We start from the raw sequence: 19,182 nt of genomic DNA on the forward strand, positions 1-19,182 counted from the left end.
GGAGGAGACAGGCCTGCAGTCGGCTATTTGGCGCTGACCCAGCACGGCCACTCCAACCGTCGCACAATAGGGGGGCATGCCACCATTGCCGTCCCACGAAAGCACGCGCAGCGTCGCACCCGAACCCGCCCCCACCAACGTGAGGGCCGGCACTGCGCAGGGAACCACAGAAGAAGCCACAGCCGCCCAGCCCGGTCCGACCGCCGAGCAGCGGGCCTCGCTGTCCACCCTGGCACCACTCTCGGTGCCCGTGTTCCGCATGCTCTGGCTGACTTGGGTGGCGGCCAATACCTGCATGTGGATGAACGACGTGGCGGCCGCCTGGCTCATGACCTCGCTCACCACCTCACCGATCCTGGTGGCGCTGGTGCAGTCGGCCTCCACCCTGCCGGTGTTCCTGCTGGGCCTGCCCAGCGGCGCGCTGGCCGACATCCTGGACCGGCGGCGCTACTTCATGGCCACGCAGTTCTGGGTGGCCGCCGTGGCGCTGGTGCTGTGCGCGGCCGTGCTGGTCGGCGGCATGACGGCGCCACTGCTGCTGGGGCTGACCTTTGCCAACGGCATCGGGCTGGCCATGCGCTGGCCGGTGTTCTCCGCCATCGTGCCCGAGCTGGTCAGCCGCGCCCACCTGCCTGCGGCCCTGGCCCTCAATGGCATCGCCATGAACGCCTCGCGCATCATCGGCCCGCTGGTGGCCGGCGCCATCATCGCCAGCGCCGGCAGCGCCTGGGTCTTCGTGCTCAACGCGGTGCTGTCGGTGGGCTCGGGCCTGGTGATCATGCGCTGGAAGCGCGACCACGTGCCAAGCCCCCTGGGACGCGAGCGGCTGCCCAGTGCCATGCGCGTGGGCCTGCAGTTTGTGCGCCAGTCGCCGCGCATGCGCGCCGTGCTCTGGCGCATCTCCATCTTCTTCCTGCACGCCACCGCCCTGCTGGCCATGCTGCCCCTGCTGGCCAAGGGCCTGGAGGGCGGCGGCGCGGGCACCTTCACGCTGCTTCTGGCATCCATGGGGGCGGGGGCCATCGTGGCCGCCATGTTCCTGCCGCGCCTACGCCAGGCCATGCCGCGCGACGTGCTGGTGCTGCGCGGCACCCTGCTGCAGGCGGCAGCCACTGGCGTGATGGCCGTGGCGCCCAATGTCTACGTGGCCGTGCCCGCGATGCTCGTGGGTGGTATGGCCTGGATCACCACGGCCAACTCGCTCAGTGTGTCGGCCCAGCTGGCGCTGCCCAACTGGGTGCGGGCACGCGGCATGTCCATCTACCAGATGGCCATCATGGGCTCGACCGCCCTGGGCGCTGCGGTGTGGGGCCAGGTGGCCACGCTCACCAGCGTGCACACCAGCCTCGCGCTGGCCGCCGTTACGGGCACCATTGCCATGGTGGTCGTGCAGCGCCTGGTGGCCGACCGCAGCATCGAGGAAGACCTGAGCCCGTCCCAGGCCTTCAAGGCCCCCGTGGCGCCCACCCCGCCCGAACGCGGGCATGTGGTGGTCACCATCGAGTACTTCATCGACCCCGCACGCGCCACCGACTTCCGCGCGCTCATGCAGGAAAGCCGCCGCAGCCGCCTGCGCCAGGGCGCGCTCTCGTGGCAGCTGCAGCACGACATCGCCGACCCGGCCCGCTACATGGAGCAGATCGAGGACGAATCCTGGACCGAGCACCTGCGCCGCTTCGACCGGGTCACCGCCTCCGACGTGGCGCTGCGCGAACGCAAGCTGGCCTTCCACCTGGGCGACGCCCCACCTGTGGTCTCGCGCTTCGTGGTGGAGCGCTGATCTCTCGGTCTGCTTGCGGCGTTATGCCCCGCCCTGCGCAGCCGGCCTGAAACTGCGCCGCAGAACCCCCTGCAGCATGGAGCGCAGCAGCGGCAGCAAGGGGTCGGCCGGGGCAGGCCCGGCTTTGAGCGCCCCATCCAGGGCGGCCCCGTGCACGGCCACGGTCGCCGTCACCTCGGCACGCCAGCGTTCCGCGAGCTGCGCAAAATCCTGCATCGGCACGCGGGCCTGGTGCGCGATAACCAGGTAGCGGGTGCAGGCCGCTTCGGCCATATGCAGCAACACCTCCTCGGCCGCGCCCTTCTTCTGGAAACTGCGCAACACCCAGGCGGTGGTGCCGCCGAGCAGCGCCCCCAGGGCCGTGCCGGCCCCCAGCGTCATGCCGCCAGAGCCTATGTCGATCAGCGCTCCAACCTTGGCACCCGCCGCAGCGCCTGCGGCGGCGCCGGCGGATGTGCCAAGGACCATCGCCGTTCCATCCGCCTTGCGCGCTGGCACCCCATGGGGGCCAGAAGGCGCCGGCCCTTGTGGCACGGCACCATGCCCATGGAGCGACCACAGCACGGCATCAAGCGCCTGCACCTGCTGCGCATAGCGCGCGGCATGGTCATTCGCGCCCCCACCCGCGCTGAGGCTGGCAACAGCGCGCAGGTGCTGCGCCAGGGCCTGCAGCGATGTTTCAAAGCGCTCTTCATTGCGCGCCACCCAGGCCTGGCGCAGCCTCCCCAGCGCCGGCTGGTGCCGGGGCAGCAAGGCGCCCAGGCGGTCGAACAGCGCCGGCTCCAGCACCCAGCTCTCGGCGAACTCCTGCCAGCGCAGTTCCAGCAAGGGCGCTGCCTGCCAGGCAGGGGGAACAGGTGCGCCACCCGGCACGCTGCCCCAGGCCAGTACCGCATCGACCGGCTGGCTGTCGGCGGTTCCGGCGGCGTCAACGAAGCGAAGGCGATCACCCTGCGCACTGTGCACCACCCCCTGCTGCGCGTGCCAGGCCACAATGCCGTGCAGGGCGGTGGCTTGCGCGGCGTCCGAGGACTGCAGCCCGACAAGGATGTCGCTCGGCATCCCCTGGCGCACCGTGTCGAAGGCACTGTCCTGCGGGTCGATGCGCAATGACCGGGTCAGCCGGGCCTGTTGCCAGCGCGCCCAGGCCACCAGGGCCAGCCGAGGCAGCACCACGACGAGGGCCAGCAAGCCCACGTACATCCACACCCAGCGGCTGCCTGCGACGCCTTCGCCCGCAAAGTCCTGGGTGGCGGCGATGTCCTGCAGCGAGAACGGGGCTAGGCCGACCAAGGCGGTGAGCGGCCAGAAAAGCACCGTGACGATGGCGTGCACATGCCCGGCATCGAGGAAGGTGCTTTCCCAGCCGAACTGGTAGCGAACGACCAGACCCCGCAGCAGCAGCGAGGACGCGATCCCCGCTGCCCAGGCCGCCGCACACAGGTGCAACACGCCTGAAGTGCGCTGCGCGAAGAGTCCTGCGGTGTGGGCGAACCATCGCTGATGGAATTGCGCCGCGATGCGGGCCGTCAGGCTCCGCCGCCCCGCGCGTGCGCTGGGCGCGCATACCCAGTGGCACAACGCCGGCATCGCCCGCATCACCCGCTCGCCACCGGTCGGTGGACGCGCGGCACGGTAGGCGAGCAAGCAATACAGGGCCAGGTTCCAGGCAAGCACCAGCAGCAGCGGGGCCGAGAGCAGGTCCACGCGGTGCGCGTTGGCGATGCGGTCGATGGCCAGCCCCAGCAGCAGGGCGGCCAGGGGCAGGGCGCGGGCCAACCACTGCAGGCGCACACTGGGCCGCTCCAGCGCCGCAATGGCGGCGTCCCTGCCACTGGCACGCGCGACGATGGCGGCAGTCCGGTCGAGCACAATGTCGCCCACGTCCACGCGCTGCACGCCGCGCTCGCGGGCCGCAGCGATGGCGCTGCGTGTGGCATCGTCGATCTCGGCCTGGCCGATGAGCATGCGCTCGGTATCGACATGTTCGATCGCCTGGGCCAGCACCACCGTGCGCAGTTGCTGCTCGGTCACGCGCATGCCGCTTTATCCCCCTTGGTTGGAGCGGGGCAAGGCATGGTGATGCCTATTTGGGCCAGAGCACCCACAGCCGCAGCCCCTGCTTGAGCCGGCCGGCGATGTCGCCGGCCTCCTGCCCCCAGCCCGTGAAGTAGTCGGCCCGCACGGCACCCAGGATGGCGCTGCCCGTGTCCTGCGCCAGCACCAGCCGGTTCAGTTGCACCTGCGGCCCCGTGGAGGCCAGCCACACGGGCGTGCCGTAGGGAATGCTCTGGCGGTCCACCGCGATGGAGCGGCCCGGCGTGAGCGCCACGCCCTGCGCGCCCTTGGGACCGAAGCCGGCCTCCATGCCGTCGAGCGTTTCTTCGCGGAAGAACACGTAGCGCGGGTTGGCCCAGAGCAGCTCGTTGGTGCGCTGCGGGTTCTGCGCCAGCCAGGCGCGGATGCCGGGCCAGGTGGCGTCGCGCGTGGCGCCCTGGTCCAGCAGCCAGCGGCCCACGCTCTGGTAGGGCTGGTCGTTGGTGCCGGCGTAGGCCACGCGCACCAGGGTCACCGAGCCATCGGGCTCGGCCACGCGCAGGCGGCCCGAGCCCTGGATGTGCAGCACCATCGATTCGACCGGGTCGCGCAGCCAGGCGATGGCACGGCCCTGCAGCGCGGCTTGCGCCTCGGGCAGCGTGTCGATCTGCTGGCGCGTGTACCAGGGCTTGCGCGCACCATGCCCCGCCGGCAGGCGGTACACCGGTACGGTGAAGCCGTTGCCGGGCTGGCGCGCGGCGTCGATCATGGGCTCGTAGTAGGCGGTGAGCAAGCCCTCGGGGTTGCCCTCGACCGACTCCACGCGGTAGGGCTGCAGCCGCGCCACCATCCAGGCGCGCTGCTCCTCGGGCGTGGCGATGCTCAGCTGGCGCACCTCGCCGCACAGCAGCGTGAACTGCGGCGCAGGGCGCTCGCAGCTCTTGATCCAGGCGTTCCAGGCCTCGTGCAACGCATCGTTGGCAAAGCCCGGCAACTCGGCCCAGCGCACCGGGATCCAGCGGCTCTTGGGCTGTGCCATGGCGGGCGGCAGGGGACCGTTGTCTCCCGGAACGAACACGGCGCCGGGCACGGGTGCGGGAAAGATGGCCCCAGGCGAAGAGGGGCTTGTGGGGGCAGGCCGGGAGGCACAGGCGGCCAGCGTTCCTACAATCAGCGCCGTCATCACAAGGCGCAGGAGTGTCAATTTCATGGGTCTGATTTTGCTTGAAGCGCTGCTGGCGCTGGTGGTGCTGGTGGCCATTGTCTGGTGGACCATGTTTTCGGGGCGCCGCAGCGGCGAACTCAAGGCCCCAGAACCTGAGGAAGGCAAGGACGCCAGCGCGCCGACACCCAAGGACTGAACGCGGGTATCAATGCCCCAGGCGCAGCAGGTTGGCCAGCTCCACGGCTGATTTCACCTGCATCTTGTCGAACACGCGCGCGCGGTGCACTTCCACCGTGCGCACGCTGATGTCGAGCTGGTCCGCGATGAGCTTGTTGGGCAGGCCCGCCACCACCAGGTCCATCACGTCGCGTTCGCGCTCGGTCAGGTCCGCCAGACGCACCTGCAGGTCGCTGCGCTCGCGCAGCGCGGCCAGGTGGGCGGCTGATTGCGCCAGCGCCTGCTCGATGCGGTCCACCAGCGCGTTGTCGGAAAACGGCTTTTCGCAGAAGTCGAAGGCGCCGCGCTTGACCGCATCCACGGCGGTAGGCACATCGGCATGGCCGGTGAGAAAGATCACCGGCATGGTCGCCAGGTCGCCGCGCACGATCAGCAGGTCGAACAGCGCCAGGCCGCTCATGCCCGGCATGCGCACGTCCAGCAGCAGGCAGCAGGGCTGGCGCTGCGCCGGGCGCGACTGCAGCGCGGCATCGAAGGCTTCGGCGCTGTCGAAGGACTCGCTGGGCAGGCGGCGCGAGCGCAGCATCCAGGCCAGCGCTTCGCGCACGCCCGCATCGTCGTCGACGATGTACACGGTGGCATTGGAGACGGGTTCCATCAGGAGGGTGCAGGTTGGTAGACGGGCAGCGTGAAGGTGAATACCGTACCACGCGGTTCGTTGGCGGCAAAACCGAGAAAGCCGCCATGCTGCTCGATGACGGTGCGGCACAGGCTCAGGCCCAGCCCCATGCCCTCGGCGCGCGTGGTGAAGAAGGGGGTGAACAGGCGTTCGGCCACATCGGGTTCGATGCCGGCACCCAGGTCGGCCACGGAGAATTCGATCCAGGCCTGGTGCGCGTTCGATGCGGCGCGGCGCGCCCGGATCTCCAGCACCCGCTTGGAGATGCCCGGCACGTCCATGGCCTGCATGGCGTTGCGCGCCAGGTTGAGCAGCACCTGCTCGACCATGGTGCGGTCGCACAGCGCAGCGGGCAGCTCGGGCTCCATCACGGTGTGGACCCGCACGCCGATCTTGCGCGCCTGCAGGCTCACCAGCGGCATGATGGCGTCGAGCAATTGCTGCGCCGTGACGGCCTCGCGCGCCTGGTCGCGGCGGCGCACGAAGTCGTGCACGCTCTTGATCACCTTGCCCGCACGCTCGGCCTGGCGCGCAATCTGCTGCATGGCCATGCGCACGTCCTGCAGGCTTTCGGGTGGCGGCACCTCACCCGCGCCAGCGGGTGCCTGCAGCAGGTTCATGGAGCCCGTGGCGTAGCTCGATATGGCCGCCAGCGGCTGGTTCAGCTCGTGGCTGAGCAGCGAAGCCATCTCGCCCACGGTGGCCAGGCGCGCCGTGGCCTGCAGGCGCTCCTGCGAGGCGCGCGAGAGTTCCTCGATGCGGCGCTGCTCGCTGATGTCGAGAAAGGCGCTCATCCAGCCGGTGTGCAGCCCCTGGGCATTGATCAGCGGCGCCTCGATGATGAGCACCGGAAAGCGCGTGCCATCCTTGCGCATGAACTCCGACTCGAAGCCTTCGCGCGGCGGCATGTAGCCGGCAAAGCGGATGGCCTGGCGCTGCTGGTATTCCTCCACGCGCTCGGGCGGCCAGTAGGGGGCCGATACGCTCAGGCCCAGCAGCTCCTGCGGCGCAAAGCCCACCATGTCGCAGAACGCCGGGTTGACGTAGGTGATGCGGCCCTCCAGGTCGCGCGCACGCAGACCCGTGACCAGCGAATCCTCCATGGCCTTGCGAAACGCCAGCGCGTCCCCCAGGTCGCGCTCGGCGCGCAGGCGCCGGCGGTTGTCGCGCACCAGCACCACCATCACCGTGACCAGCGCGATGGACATGGCCGTGACCAGCGCCGTGAGCACGTTGGGGAACAGGCTCGGGGCGCTGTGCCAGGTGTCCATGCGCAGCACCAGGGTGGCGCCGGGCAGGTCCAGTAGGTGCGTGGCCGTGAACATGCGCGAGCCGCGCCGCGCCGCGCCCAGCACCGCCAGGCGCGTGCCGTCGGCCTCGGTGAAGGAAGCCTCCTGGCTGCGCGTGAGGCTGTGCCCCACCAGGTCTTCGAGCATGGCGTTGAGCGCATAGGTGGCCACCAGGAAGCCGGTGCTGCGCCCGCCCGACGTGATGGGCAGGCACAGCTCCATCATCTCCGAGCCCAGGCCGTCGCCATGCGGCTGGAAGTAGCTGCTGGAATACGCCGGCCCGCTCAGCCGGCGCGCATTGGCACAAGCCAGCGAGGCATCGGAGTGGGCGCTCTCGCGCGTGCCCCGGTCCCAGTACACGGGGCGGTACGGTGTCTGCACCTGCGAGCGCAGCCGCATGCCGGTGTCGCGCCACTCCAGGCGCACCAGTTCGCGGTGGCCGCGCAGCAGCTCGGAGGCATTCACCTCCCAGGCCAGGATGCCCGGGTCATCGGCATGCAGGGCCTGCAGGCTCTGCAGGTTGCGCGTGAGGGCCACGCGCACGTCCGAGACGGCGTCTGACGTGTCGCGTTCGAGCCGGCTTTGCACCTGGCTGGCTTCGTAGCGCCCGGCCAGCCAGACCACGGTGACCAGCATGGCCACCACCAGGGCCACCAGCAGCGTCCACAGCGACCAGCGCCGCCAGGCACCACGCCAGCGCTGCCACAGGGTTCGGCGCGGCTTGCTCACAGCACGCGGTGGCCCAGGGCAGGCAGCTGGCTGCGCACCTCGCGCAGGCGCGCCCTGGCCAGCGTGCCCAGGGCGATGCCGGCGCCTTCTGCGTGCAGCGCTGCGACCTCACCCCAGGGGTCGACCAGCATGCTGTGGCCCCAGGTGCGCCGGCCGTTTTCGTGCACACCGCCCTGGGCCGGTGCCAGCACGTAGGCCAGGTTCTCGATGGCGCGGGCACGCAGCAGCACCTCCCAGTGCGCCTTGCCCGTGGTGTGGGTGAAGGCGCTGGGCACCAGCAGCAGGTCGGCCCCGGCACGGGCATGGGCGCGGTAGAGCTCGGGAAAACGCAGGTCGTAGCAGACGCTCAGGCCCACGTGCCAGAGCTCGCCCTCGCGCGAGCGCAGCTCGAACTGCACCACCTCGTCCCCAGGCTCTATCACCCGGCTCTCAAAGAACTGATCGTGGCCATTGTCGAAGTGGAACAGGTGGATCTTGTCGTAGCGCGCAACGCAGGCACCCTCGGGGTTGAAGGCCAGCGTGGTGTTGCGCACGCGCACGGGGTCGTTGCCGCGCAGCGGCAGGGTTCCACCCACCACCCACAGGCCGAGCTCGCGCGCAGCCCGTGCGAGAAAGTCCTGGATCGGTCCTTCGCCAGGCGACTCCTGCAGCGCCAGCTTGTCCGTGTCCTTCCTGCCCATGATGCAGAAGTATTCGGGCAATACGGCCAGCTCGGCGCCCTCGCGCGCTGCCTGCTCCAGCAGGGCCCGCGCGGCGCTCAGGTTGTCGTCGAGGTGGGTGCCGGAAACCATCTGCAGGGCGGCGACTTTCATGAGGGCTCTCCGGTTCGGGGGGCGGGGGGCGGCGGCCCGGTGTCCGCCGCAGTGCCCGACACGCGGGTGCGCCGGGGCACGCGCACCACGCGCGGGTCGGACCAGGAGCCATCGATGCGGAACTCCTGGGTCGCCGCCTCGATGAGCGGGCCGCGCAGGAACACCTGGGCCAGGAAGCTGCCCAGGCCGATCACCGGGTTGATGGCGGTCGCCACCAGCGAGGCCGTCATGGCATTGATCTCGGGCACCACCACCACGCGCAGGTCCTGCGTTTCGCGGTCGATGTCGGCACTGCCCTCCATCAGCACGGCGGCGTTCACGCCCTTCATCTGCAGGTTGTTGGTGGTGGCCACGCCCTGCTCGATGCGCAGGTCGCCGCGCACGAAGTCGAAGGCAAAGCCTTCGCTGAAGACATCGCGGAAGTCGAGCGTCAGGCGCCGCGGCAGCGACTGCAGGCTGAGCACGCTGAGCAGCTTGGCTAGGCCGGGATCGGCCTTGAGGAACTGGCCGGCCTCGATATTCACGTTGACCAGGCCCGTCATCGAGCGGTAGTCGGGGCTGAAGGGTGCGCCCACCCAGGCCACCTGGCCTTCCATGCGGCCCTTGCCGCGCCGCAGCACGCCCGGCATGGCAAAGCGCGCGAGCAGGTCGCCCGAATCGCGGATGTCGAGCCGGAAATTGAGCACCGTGCGCCGCTCGCCGGCCCCACTCCCCGCCATCCGCGCCTGGTTGAGCAGGGCCCAGTTGCCGCTGGCCGTCAGGCTGCCTTCGGGCGAGGTGATGTTGAACTTGGACAGGCGCCACTCGCGCGGCGTGGTGTCGCTGCCCCGGTTCTGCGCCTCGATCTCCACCCGGCCCAGCCGGCGGCCACGCAGCTCGAAATCGTCGACCACGATGTCCAGGGCGGGCAGCGACCCGGGCTGTTCCTCCAGCAGTGCCTCGACCTGGTTGGCGTCGCTCTGCGGCATGTTCAGCCGCGACAGGCGGGCAAACAGCCGCCCGTTGCCCGAATCGCCCCCCCCGCCCTCGCGGAACTCCACGAAGCCGCTGAGTTCGCTGGCGTCGATGTTGCCCTTCCAGACCGGGCCATCGCGTTGCCCGCCCGCCACCACGTTGTGCAAGGTGCGCCCTTGCGCCGACAGCTCCTTGGCGCGCAGCGCCACGGTGGTGGGCAGGTAGTCCAGCGTGGTGCTGGTCAAGGTGGAGGGCGTGCCTGGGGTGCGCGCTCCACTGCCTGCCGGGCGCGGCGGGCTGAGCAGGTCCTCCCAGGCGTCGATGTCCAGTTTGGCCAGTTGGATGTTGGCCGTCACCCCTTCGGTGGGCATGGGCGCCGACTCGCCGGGCGCCAGCCCCATGCCGATGGCCCCGCGCAGCACGCGCGGCTGGGCGCCGCTGACGTCTCGGTGGTAGGTGGCCGAGCCCAGGGCCCCGAGGTCCAGCGTGATCTGGTCGCGCAGGGGGGGTGGCGTGCCTGCGGCGGTCACCGTGCCGGTCAGCGACTCGCGCGCCAGCGAGTTGTCGTAGCGCAGCGGCAGGGTGGTCTCGGCCGTCTTGCCCAGCGGCGCCGGCAGCGCCAGCGCCATGCCTTGCAGGCTGGTCGTCACCTGCACCTCGGGCACCCCGCGGCGAAAGGCCAGTGCCAGTGTGTAGGGCGCGCTGCCCGTGGCCTGGCTGGCCAGTTGCGACAGCAGCCCCATCTGCGGCGCCTGCTGCAGCCCGTCGGCGGTAGCCGTGCCCTGCGCACGCAGCTGGATGGCCGCTTCCGTGGCCGGGGCATTGGCGGCCAGGGCGCGCATGCCCCCTTCCAGGCGCACATCGCCGCCCAGCGCCCGGGCCTGCACGCCGACCAGCGAAAACCCCGTCTCGCTGAACTGCACCGCGCCGCGCGCACGGCCGAGCATCGGCGTGTCGGGGGTGATGCGCACGTCGTTGCCGGCCAGGGTAATACCGCCCTGCACCCGGGACTTGTCGATGTTGCTGATGGGCAGGGTCAGCTTGAGCTGGAGGTCGGCCTGGCCAGTGCCGCTGGCCTGTGCCAGGGCATTGCCCGTCAGGCGCGAGAGCGGCGAGGTGTTCACCACGCTGAGCAGTTCGGACAGCGGACCGCGCGCGTCGGCATTGACACCGACCACGGTGTGCGAAAGATCGGGGATGGAGGCCTCCACCCGCGACACGCGCACGCCGGACGTGCCTGCAAAGCTGCCGCTGGCGCCACGCACCTGCATGGACGAGCGCTCGAAGATCAGCTCGCCCTGCAGTTGCGTGAGCGCCGGCCAGCGCAGCGGGTCGTTCGGATGCAATTGGGGGGGCACGAAGGCATAGGTCACATCCTTGACGCGCGCGGCAATGCGGAATTCGCCCAGGCGCGGGTCGTTGAAGGGCAGGTCGTGCAGGTCGCCCTTGACCTTGAAATCGACCCCGCTGGCCGTACCGGCCACCACGCCGTCGCGCACGTAGTGGCGGGCATCCTCGGGGATGGACAGCGGCAGGTAGCGGTGCACGCGCGTGCCGTCGGCCCGGGTGAGCTTGCCCGACAGGTCCAGCACCCCCGGAAATCGCGAGCGGTGCGGTGGCTTCGTCGCATCGGCGGTATGCCAGGTGGCCCGCGCCTCGCCCTGGGCATCGGCATTGGCGAACTTCACGTCATTGACCTGCACCGCGATGCGCTCGTCCTCCAGCTGCCAGCGCACCTCGGCGCTCAGGCGGTCCAGCGGCAGCAGGGGGTCTTCGAACACACCGGGCAGCAATAGGGCACCGGATTCGATGGCGAGCTGGGCCTTGCCGCCACCCTGCGTCATGTCCAGGTCCACCGTGGCACCGCGCAGCCCCAGGCTCTGGGCGGCCCCGTTGTTCAGCTCCCCCGCCAGCGCCAGGCCCTGGATGCGGCCGCGCAGCTGGTACTGCTGCAGCGCATCGAGCGGGCCCTTCCAGTTGGCCTGGATCTCGTTCACCAGGCCCTTGGGTGCGTACTGGCGCACGGCGTCGTGGGCGGTGCTGCCCAGGGGCAGGCGGCTGGCGATCTGCGCCAGGGCTGCCAGCTCCAGCCGGTCGGCACGGAAATCGCCCTGCGCGGGCACGTTGGCTGTGGCATCGGTGTACACCAGCTTCACGTTGCCCCCGGGCCAGCGCAGGCCGTCATCGGTGGTGAACTGCAGGCCCTGCGTGGAGAACTCGAAGCCGCCCTTGAGCTGGCGGCCCCCCAGACGCCCGGCGATGGAAGGCAGCACCAGGGGCTCCAGTCCCAGGCCCAGGGTGGCGTTCACGTCCGCCAGTGCCAGGTCGGCCGTGCCGCCCACGATCTGGCCGCTCTTCACGTCGGCCCAGGCCCGCAAGGCGCCACGGCCCTGGGCCACATCCACTCCCAGGTCCGCATGGTGGCGCAGCCGGGATACGTCCACCCGCGCGAAGTCGGCGTAGACCTGGCCGTTCCAGTGCTGCCAGTTGCCGTCGCGCGCGCGCAGCAGCGGCGCGCGGAACAGGCCGACCAGGGTGAAGCGGTCGCCCCAGTCGGGCGGCGGCGTGGCGTCCACGCGCATGCGGTGGCTCCAGTTGCCGTTGCGCACCAGCAGATCCACATCGGTGAGCGCCAGCTGCGGTGCGTTGCGCATCTCGTCGGTCCAGCGCAGGGTGCCGCCCTTGATGAGCACCTCGCCCTGCGAGAAGAACCAGTCCGCCGCGCTGCTGCTGTCGCTGCCGCTGTCCTTCATGGCCAGGCCGGCCACGGTGATGCGGCCGTCGCTGGCGCGGCGGATGTCCAGGTCCGGCTTCTCTATATAGAGCTGCTCGAAGCCGAAGTTCAGCAGCGAGCGCGGCGACAGGGCCACGACCACGCGCGGCAGGCGCAGTGCCTCGCGGCCGGCGCTGTCCAGCAGCGCCACATTCACCAGCTCCACGGAAGGGATCAGCCCCTCCGAGCGGGCGCTGATGGCCCCGATGCGCACGGGAACCCCTAGCGCCCGTGCGGCATGCGCTTCCAGCTGCGGGCGGAACTCGCCGATTCGCGGCACAATCCAGCCATGAAGGGCCCCCCAGGCGATGGTCAGCAGCAGCCAGAAGGCCAGCAGCAACCCCAGTGACCACCGCGCAAAGCCTGCCACTGTCTTGAGCAGGCGTGAGGGGTGCGGGGTGGGATCGATCATGGTGGGATTGAATGTGGCAGGAATTATGACCCGCGGTTTCCTTGTGGGTTCAATGAGAACCAGTGTCCTTGTGTGTGCAGCAGCCCTTGGCCCCGTGCCCGAGGCCCTCTGCGGCACCCGCCACACCCATGTCCGTCACCATGCCCCTACCCTGTAACGACCCCTTCCAGGACGGCGAACCGCTGGCCGGGCATTCCCGCTTCCTGCAGCGCCTGCACCGGCGCTACGGCAGTGATTTGACCCTGCTCCCCGACGGGGCACCCCGGCGCGCGGCGATGGATGCGGTCTGCGACGCCCTGCTGGCACGCGGCAACGACACTGGCACCGCCCTGCGCGTGCTGCGCCAGCTGGTCATGGAACGCCTGATCCAGCTCGACTGCGATGGCCAGGCGCCGCTGTCCGACATCACCTGCGCCGTTACCGAGCTGGCCGAACTGGCGCTGGACCGCGCCTGCCGGCATGCCCGCCAGGAACTCGACACGCGCCACGGTGCGCCCCAGGGCCCCGAGGGCCAGGCCGTGCAGCTGTGGATCATCGGCATGGGCAAGCTCGGCGCGCGCGAGCTCAATGTATCGAGCGACATCGACCTGATCTACGTCTACGAGCATGACGGCGACACCGCCGGCACGCCCGACGGCCGGGGCAAGATCTCCAACCACGAATACTTTGCCCGCGCGGTCAAGGCCATCTACAGCCTGGTGGGCGACACCACCGAGCACGGTTTCGTGTTCCGTGTCGACCTGGCCCTCAGGCCCAACGGCAACTCCGGCCCTGCAGCGGTCTCGCTGGCAGCGTTGGAGGAATACCTGCAGGTGCAGGGCCGTGAATGGGAACGCTTTGCCTGGCTCAAGAGCCGGGTGGTGGCGCCGCGCGACTGCATTGCCAGCACCGAGGTGCAGGCACTGCGCGGCGTGGTGCTGCCCTTCGTGTTCCGCCGCTACCTGGACTACAGCGTGTTCGATGCGCTGCGCCTGCTGCACAGCCAGATCCGCGACCACGCCGCCAAGCGCAGCGCAGGCCATCCCGAACGCGCCAACGACGTCAAGCTCTCGCGCGGTGGCATCCGCGAGATTGAATTCACCGTGCAGCTGTTGCAGGTGGTGCGCGGCGGCCAGTTCCCCGAGCTGCGCCGGCGCCCCACGCTCGACGCCCTGCAGCGCCTGGCCCAGGCCGGCCTGATGCCGCAGCCGACGGCCGATGCCCTGGCACGCGCCTATGTCTTCCTGCGCCGCGTGGAGCACCGCATCCAGTACCTGGATGATCAGCAGACCCACGTGCTGCCCACGCGCGACGACGACCTGGCCTGGATCGCCCGCACCATGGGCTACCCCGACTGCTGCGCCTTCCTGCACGAGCTCGACGCGCACCGCGAGCTGGTGGCGCAGGAGTTCGACACCCTGCTGGGCGGCAACGGCAAGAAGCAGTGCAGCAAGGGCGGCTGCGGCGGCCCGCGCGCGGCCGCGCCCCCGCCGCCCGAACTGGAAGCCTTGCTGGAGCAGTTGCCCCCCGGTTTCCGCGAGCGCGTGGCCGAGTGGCGCAACCACCCGCGCGTACAGGGCCTGCGCGACGAGACGCGTGCGCGGCTGTTCCGCCTGGTGCAGCGCACCGCCCAGTGGCTCACCGAGGGCCGGGTGACCGAAGAGGCCGCCGTGCGCATGGCCAACTGGCTCGAACCCCTGCTGCGCCGCGACAGCTACCTGGCCCTGCTGCTGGAACGCCCCTCCGTGCACGAGCAGATGCTGCACCTGCTGGGCGCCGCGCGCTGGCCCGCGCGTTACCTGCTGCAGCACCCCGGCGTGATCGACGAGCTGGTGGGCGACGCGCTGTTGGCCGAGCGCTTTTCGGTGGCCGATTTCGAGCGCGAGCTGGCCATGCGCCTGGCCTCGATCACCTCCACAGGCGAGGACGACGACGAGACCCTCTTGAACCTGCTGCGCCGGGCGCAGCACGCAGAGACCTTTCGCACGCTGGCACGCGACGTGGAGCACCGCATCACGGTCGAGCAGGTGGCCGACGACCTGAGCGCCCTGGCCGACAGCGTGCTGCGCGTGACCGCCCAGTGGTGCTGGAGCCGTCTCAAGACACGCCACCGCGAGGTGCCGCAGTTCGCGGTGATCGGCTATGGCAAGCTCGGCGGCAAGGAGCTGGGCTACGGCAGCGACCTCGATATCGTGTTCGTCTTCGACGACGACGACGAGCGCGCCCCCGAGGTGTATGCCGCCTTCGTGCGCAAGCTGATCAACTGGCTCACGGTGAAGACCGGCGAGGGCGACCTCTACGAGATCGACACCGCGCTGCGCCCCAATGGCAGCTCGGGTCTGCTGGTGACGCGCTTCGAGGCCTACGCCAATTACCAGGAACGGCGCGGCAGCAACACCGCCTGGACCTGGGAGCACCAGGCCATGACGCGCGCGCGCTTCGTGATGGGCACGCCCGAGCTGGAAGCGCGCTTCGACGCCGTGCGCACCGCCGTGATCACCTCGGCGCGCGACCCGGCGCTGCTGCGCGGCGAGATCGTCGCCATGCGCGAGAAGGTGCGCCAGGCCCACCCCACGCGCGACGGGCAGTTCGACGTCAAGCACAGCCGGGGCGGCATGGTCGATGCGGAATTCGCCGTGCAGTACCTGGTGCTTTCGCAATCGGCGGCGCACCCCGAGCTGGTGGCCAACGTGGGCAACATTGCCTTGCTGCAGCGCGCAGAGCAGGTCGGCCTGCTGCCGGCCGGCGTGGGCCACGCGGCGGCCGACGCCTACCGCGAGCTGCGCCGTGTGCAGCACCGCGCACGCCTGGACGAAGCCCCCACCCAGGTCACGCCCCCGGCCCTGCAGGCCGAGCGCGACGCGGTGCTGGCGTTGTGGACGGCAGTGTTCGGCAACGGCCATTGAGCCCCCGTTCCTGGCGGGCGGTAGCCTGTTGCCGATTGTCACGCTAATTTAAACACTTGTTTGAATTATGGTGGTTTAATCCACCGCCATGCGCTCCACCCCGCCCGTTTCCCAGCCTGCCGCCAAGCGCGCAGCGCGCCCCGCCCGTGCCGCGCGCAGCGATGGCGACGACACGCGCGCACGCCTGCTGCAGGCCGCACTGCGCTTGTTTTCCGAGAACGGCTTCGCCCGCACCTCGGTGCGTGCCATCGCCGTCGCGGCTGGCACCAACGTGGCCGCCATTGGCTACCATTTCGGCGACAAGGCACAGCTGTACACGGCCACGTTCTACGAGCCCTTTGGCAGTGGCAGCGACCTCATCGAGGTGTTTGCTGCGCCCGGGCTCAGCCTGCAGCAGGCCCTGCAGCACTACTTCACTGGGCTGCTGGAGCCACTCAAGCACGACGACCTGGTGCGGCAAGCCACGCGCCTGCATGTGCGTGAGCTGCTCGAACCCACCCACGTCTGGCCCGAGCTGATAGAGCGCGAATGCAAGGCCCCGCACATGGCGCTGGCACGCCTGCTGTGCGGGCACATGGATGTGCCCGAGATCGACGATGACATGCACCGCCTGGCGTTCTCGATCGGCGGGCTGGTCATGCTGCTGTGGACCCAGCGCGACGCCATTGAGGCCATCGCCCCCCAACTCGCAGGCCCCGCCACCGCGGACGCCTGGGCCGAGCGCCTGACCGGCTATGCCATGTCCATGATCCAGGGCGAAGTGGCACGCCGCCAGGCACTGCGCGAACAGCGCGGACACAACAACAAGGAGGAAGAGGAATGACATGGTTTGTTCGAACCCTGGGCGTGTGCAGCGTGCTGCTGCTGGGCGCCTGCAGCACCGCGCGGCCGCCCCAGGCGGTCCCGGTGCAGGCGCCTGCGGGCTGGGCAGCGCCCCTGCCGCATGGCGGACAGATGGCCGACCTGGCCCAGTGGTGGCGCCAATGGAATGACCCGGCCCTGGTGCCGCTGATCGAGGCCGCGCAGGGCATCAGCCCCAGCGTGGCCCAGGCCCGTTCGCGCCTGCTGCAGGCCCGCGCCACGCAGACCACAGCCCGGGCAGCCCTGCTGCCCACGCTCGATGCCCAGGCGACAAGCAGCCGTGGCGCCAACGCGCAGATCGGTGGCCTGGCCACCACCAGCCAGGCCGGCCTGCAGGCCGCCTGGGAAGTGGACCTGTTCGGCGGCGCCGCCGCTACGCGCGATGCGGCCAGCGAGCGGCTGGCCGGTGCCCAGGCCCTGTGGCACGAGGCGCGCGTGAGCGTGGCCGCCGAGGTGGCACTGCAGACCAGCAGCCTGCGCACCTGCCTGCAGCAGCTGGACGTGGCCGAGCGCGATGCGCGCTCGCGCTCCGAGACCTCGCGCCTGTCGGGCCTGAGCGAGCGCGCCGGCTTCACCGCCCCGGCCACCGCCGCCCTGGCACGCGCCAGCGCTGCCGAGGCCACGGCCCGCGCCTCGCAGCAGCGCATGCAGTGCGACGTGGAGTTCAAGACCCTGGTGGCCTTGACCGGACAGGACGAGGCCGCGCTGCGCCAGCTGATCACGGCCACGCCCGTGGTCCCGGCGCCCGACAGCCTGTTCGCCATTGCCGCCCTGCCAGCGCAGGTGATCTCCCAGCGCCCCGACGTCTACAACGCCGAGCGCGAAGTCGCCGCCGCCAGTGCCGAAGTGGGCAACGCCCAGGCCCAGCGCTACCCGCGCCTGTCGCTCAGCGGCAATATCGGCAGGGCCTGGGTCCGCACGGGTGGCACCACGACCGATGTGGACGCCTGGACCCTGGGCCCTCTGGCCTTGAGCCTGCCGCTGTTCGATGGTGGTCGCCGCGCCGCGCAGGTCGATGCATCCCGGGCGCGCTACGAGGAGTCGGTGGCGCTCTACCGCGCCCGCATCCGCCAGGCCGTGAGCGAGGTGGAGCAGGCCCTGGTGCGGCTGCAGAGCACGACCGAGCGCAATGCCAGCGCCCGCGCCGCGGCCGAGGGCTACCGCATCTCGTTCGACGCCACCGACGCGCGCTGGCGCGGCGGCCTGGCCAGCTTGGTCGAGCTGGAGGATGCGCGCCGCACGGCGCTGGCCGCGCAGAACGCGCTGCTGGCCCTGCAGCACGAACGCCAGTCCGCCTGGATCGCGCTGTACCGCGCCGCCGGCGGCGGCTGGGACAGCACGGCCCCCGACATGGCAGAAACCGCCCAGGCCGGCACCCGCTGACCCCGGCCCCTTATTTTCCTGACACCTTCCGCATGAACGGACCGCTTTCATGAACCAGTTCAAACTCTCCGCTTCCACGCTGGCCGTCGTTGCTGCCTGCGTCCTGGCTGCCACCGGCGCCCTGGTGTTCTCGGGCGCTTCGCGCGCGGCCGACGAGCCCAAGGCCAACCAGCCCCGTCCGGCATTGACGGTGACCACGGCCCAGCCCCAGCGCATCGCCGTGCCCCTGCGCCTGGCCGCCAACGGCAATGTCGCGGCTTGGCAGGAGGCCATCATCGGTGCCGAAAGCAATGGCCTGCGCCTGACCGACGTGCGCGTGAATGTGGGCGACGTGGTCAAGCGCGGCCAGGTGCTGGCCACCTTCTCGGCCGAGACCACACAGGCCGAAGTGGCCCAGGGCCGCGCCAGCGTGCTCGAAGCCCAGGCCACGGCCGCCGAGGCCGCCGCCAATGCCGAACGCGCGCGCTCGCTGCAGGCCTCGGGCGCATTGAGCCAGCAGCAGATCCAGCAGTACACCACCGCCGAGAAGACCGCCCAGGCGCGCGTGGAAGCGGCCCAGGCCCAGCTCAACGCGCAGCAGCTGCGGCTCAAATACACCCAGGTGGTGGCGCCCGACAGCGGCATCATCTCGGCCCGCAACGCCACGGTGGGCGCTGTGGTGGGCGCCGGCACCGAGCTGTTCCGCATGGTGCGCAAGGGCCGCCTGGAGTGGCGCGCCGAAGTCACATCGACCGAGATCGCGCGCATCCAGCCCGGCTCCAAGGTCAGCGTGACGGCGGCCAGCGGCACCACCGTGCAGGGCACCGTGCGCATGGTCGGCCCGACGGTGGACCCCCAGACCCGCAACGCCCTGGTCTACGTGGACCTGCCCGCCACGGCGATGGACACGCCCACGGATGCCAAGACCTCGCTCTCGGCCATCCTGCCCGGCATGTTTGCGCGCGGCGAGTTCGCACTGGGCAGCAGCGATGCCCTGACCATTGCGCAGGAAGCGGTGGTAGTGCGCGACGGCTTTTCGTACGTGTTCGCGCTGGGCAGCGACCAGCGCGTGCAGCAGCGCAAGATCCAGACCGGTCGGCGCGTGGCCGACCGGGTGGAAGTGCTGTCGGGCCTGAAGGCATCGACCGCTATTGCCGTGCGCGGTGCCGGTTTCCTGAACGATGGCGATCTGGTGCGCGTGTCCAACGCTGCGCCCGCCGCTGCCGGCGCCCCGGCCGCACCGGCCTCGGCCACCAAGTAAGAAGGA

General features: G+C 70.5%; 12 protein-coding genes. 6 read left to right on the forward strand and 6 right to left on the reverse strand.

The genetic code is table 11. The features are described 5' to 3' along the window. Nucleotides 1–76 precede the first annotated feature (76 nt). Complete coding sequence (locus ACSQ3Y_RS00560) at nt 77–1,780, forward strand: MFS transporter (protein ID WP_436176096.1); 1,704 nt, start codon at nt 77–79, stop codon at nt 1,778–1,780. A 21-nt stretch (nt 1,781–1,801) separates the two neighbouring features. Here the strand turns inward: ACSQ3Y_RS00560 and ACSQ3Y_RS00565 are convergent, their stop codons facing one another. Together ACSQ3Y_RS00565 and mltA are read right to left on the reverse strand one after the other, a co-directional pair. Further along, complete coding sequence (locus ACSQ3Y_RS00565) at nt 1,802–3,820, reverse strand: DUF2868 domain-containing protein (protein WP_436176097.1); 2,019 nt, start codon at nt 3,818–3,820, stop codon at nt 1,802–1,804. Between the two features lie 46 nt (nt 3,821–3,866). After that, nucleotides 3,867–5,093 carry a murein transglycosylase A gene (gene mltA / locus ACSQ3Y_RS00570; protein WP_164470714.1) on the reverse strand — a complete coding sequence of 409 codons (1,227 nt, stop codon included), beginning with the start codon at nt 5,091–5,093 and terminating at the stop codon, nt 3,867–3,869. On the opposite strand from mltA, the gene ACSQ3Y_RS00575 reads away from it, so the two are divergent. Continuing rightward, nucleotides 5,026–5,178, forward strand: a complete 153-nt coding sequence (locus ACSQ3Y_RS00575) for a hypothetical protein (RefSeq protein ID WP_164470713.1) — start codon at nt 5,026–5,028, stop codon at nt 5,176–5,178. The two genes, mltA and ACSQ3Y_RS00575, sit on opposite strands and share 68 nt — an antisense overlap. A gap of 9 nt (nt 5,179–5,187) precedes the next feature. On the opposite strand, the gene ACSQ3Y_RS00580 is transcribed toward ACSQ3Y_RS00575, so the two are convergent. The 4 genes from ACSQ3Y_RS00580 to ACSQ3Y_RS00595 are packed head-to-tail and all read right to left on the reverse strand — an operon-like array spanning nt 5,188 to nt 12,807. Then, on the reverse strand, nt 5,188–5,817 hold the full coding sequence (locus ACSQ3Y_RS00580; protein ID WP_436176098.1) for a response regulator transcription factor: 630 nt from the start codon (nt 5,815–5,817) through the stop codon (nt 5,188–5,190). Beyond that, entirely contained in the window at nt 5,817–7,856 is a 2,040-nt protein-coding gene (locus ACSQ3Y_RS00585) for a two-component system sensor histidine kinase NtrB (RefSeq protein WP_057200646.1), read from the reverse strand. The genes ACSQ3Y_RS00580 and ACSQ3Y_RS00585 overlap by 1 nt, the downstream gene beginning before the upstream one ends. Then, nucleotides 7,853–8,668: a carbon-nitrogen hydrolase family protein gene (locus tag ACSQ3Y_RS00590; RefSeq protein WP_436176099.1), complete on the reverse strand. Its 816-nt coding sequence runs from the start codon at nt 8,666–8,668 to the stop codon at nt 7,853–7,855. Before ACSQ3Y_RS00590 ends, ACSQ3Y_RS00585 begins: the two co-directional genes overlap by 4 nt. Next, on the reverse strand, nt 8,665–12,807 hold the full coding sequence (locus ACSQ3Y_RS00595; RefSeq protein WP_436176100.1) for a YhdP family protein: 4,143 nt from the start codon (nt 12,805–12,807) through the stop codon (nt 8,665–8,667). Before ACSQ3Y_RS00595 ends, ACSQ3Y_RS00590 begins: the two co-directional genes overlap by 4 nt. Nucleotides 12,808–12,947: 140 nt before the next feature. Here ACSQ3Y_RS00595 and glnE point away from each other — a divergent pair, with 140 nt between their 5' ends. The 4 genes from glnE to ACSQ3Y_RS00615 all read left to right on the forward strand — a co-directional run bounded on the left by glnE (nt 12,948) and on the right by ACSQ3Y_RS00615 (nt 19,176). Beyond that, entirely contained in the window at nt 12,948–15,692 is a 2,745-nt protein-coding gene (gene glnE / locus ACSQ3Y_RS00600; protein WP_436176101.1) for a bifunctional [glutamate--ammonia ligase]-adenylyl-L-tyrosine phosphorylase/[glutamate--ammonia-ligase] adenylyltransferase, read from the forward strand. 88 nt (nt 15,693–15,780) lie between these two features. After that, nucleotides 15,781–16,515 (forward strand): TetR/AcrR family transcriptional regulator, encoded by a 735-nt coding sequence (locus tag ACSQ3Y_RS00605; protein WP_057200643.1) that lies wholly within the window; start codon nt 15,781–15,783, stop codon nt 16,513–16,515. Then, the gene (locus ACSQ3Y_RS00610) at nt 16,512–17,936 is read left to right on the forward strand and encodes an efflux transporter outer membrane subunit (protein WP_057200642.1); all 1,425 of its coding nucleotides are present in this window, start codon (nt 16,512–16,514) and stop codon (nt 17,934–17,936) included. The genes ACSQ3Y_RS00605 and ACSQ3Y_RS00610 overlap by 4 nt, the downstream gene beginning before the upstream one ends. 49 nt (nt 17,937–17,985) lie before the next feature. Next, the gene (locus tag ACSQ3Y_RS00615; RefSeq protein ID WP_436176102.1) at nt 17,986–19,176 is read left to right on the forward strand and encodes an efflux RND transporter periplasmic adaptor subunit; all 1,191 of its coding nucleotides are present in this window, start codon (nt 17,986–17,988) and stop codon (nt 19,174–19,176) included. The last annotated feature ends 6 nt before the right edge of the window (nt 19,177–19,182 follow it).

This window comes from Acidovorax sp. LjRoot66 (assembly GCF_964253305.1).
Lineage (GTDB): Bacteria > Pseudomonadota > Gammaproteobacteria > Burkholderiales > Burkholderiaceae_C > Acidovorax.

What these genes read in the sequence shown, in the direction of transcription:
- ACSQ3Y_RS00560 (WP_436176096.1), top strand. Translation starts at nt 77, where the DNA reads ATGCCACCATTGCCGTCCCACGAAAGCACGCGCAGCGTCGCACCCGAA.
- ACSQ3Y_RS00565 (WP_436176097.1), bottom strand. Translation starts at nt 3,820, where the DNA reads ATGCGCGTGACCGAGCAGCAACTGCGCACGGTGGTGCTGGCCCAGGCG.
- ACSQ3Y_RS00575 (WP_164470713.1), top strand. Translation starts at nt 5,026, where the DNA reads ATGGGTCTGATTTTGCTTGAAGCGCTGCTGGCGCTGGTGGTGCTGGTG.
- mltA (WP_164470714.1), bottom strand. Translation starts at nt 5,093, where the DNA reads ATGGTCCACCAGACAATGGCCACCAGCACCACCAGCGCCAGCAGCGCT.
- ACSQ3Y_RS00580 (WP_436176098.1), bottom strand. Translation starts at nt 5,817, where the DNA reads ATGGAACCCGTCTCCAATGCCACCGTGTACATCGTCGACGACGATGCG.
- ACSQ3Y_RS00590 (WP_436176099.1), bottom strand. Translation starts at nt 8,668, where the DNA reads ATGAAAGTCGCCGCCCTGCAGATGGTTTCCGGCACCCACCTCGACGAC.
- ACSQ3Y_RS00595 (WP_436176100.1), bottom strand. Translation starts at nt 12,807, where the DNA reads ATGATCGATCCCACCCCGCACCCCTCACGCCTGCTCAAGACAGTGGCA.
- glnE (WP_436176101.1), top strand. Translation starts at nt 12,948, where the DNA reads ATGCCCCTACCCTGTAACGACCCCTTCCAGGACGGCGAACCGCTGGCC.
- ACSQ3Y_RS00605 (WP_057200643.1), top strand. Translation starts at nt 15,781, where the DNA reads ATGCGCTCCACCCCGCCCGTTTCCCAGCCTGCCGCCAAGCGCGCAGCG.
- ACSQ3Y_RS00610 (WP_057200642.1), top strand. Translation starts at nt 16,512, where the DNA reads ATGACATGGTTTGTTCGAACCCTGGGCGTGTGCAGCGTGCTGCTGCTG.
- ACSQ3Y_RS00615 (WP_436176102.1), top strand. Translation starts at nt 17,986, where the DNA reads ATGAACCAGTTCAAACTCTCCGCTTCCACGCTGGCCGTCGTTGCTGCC.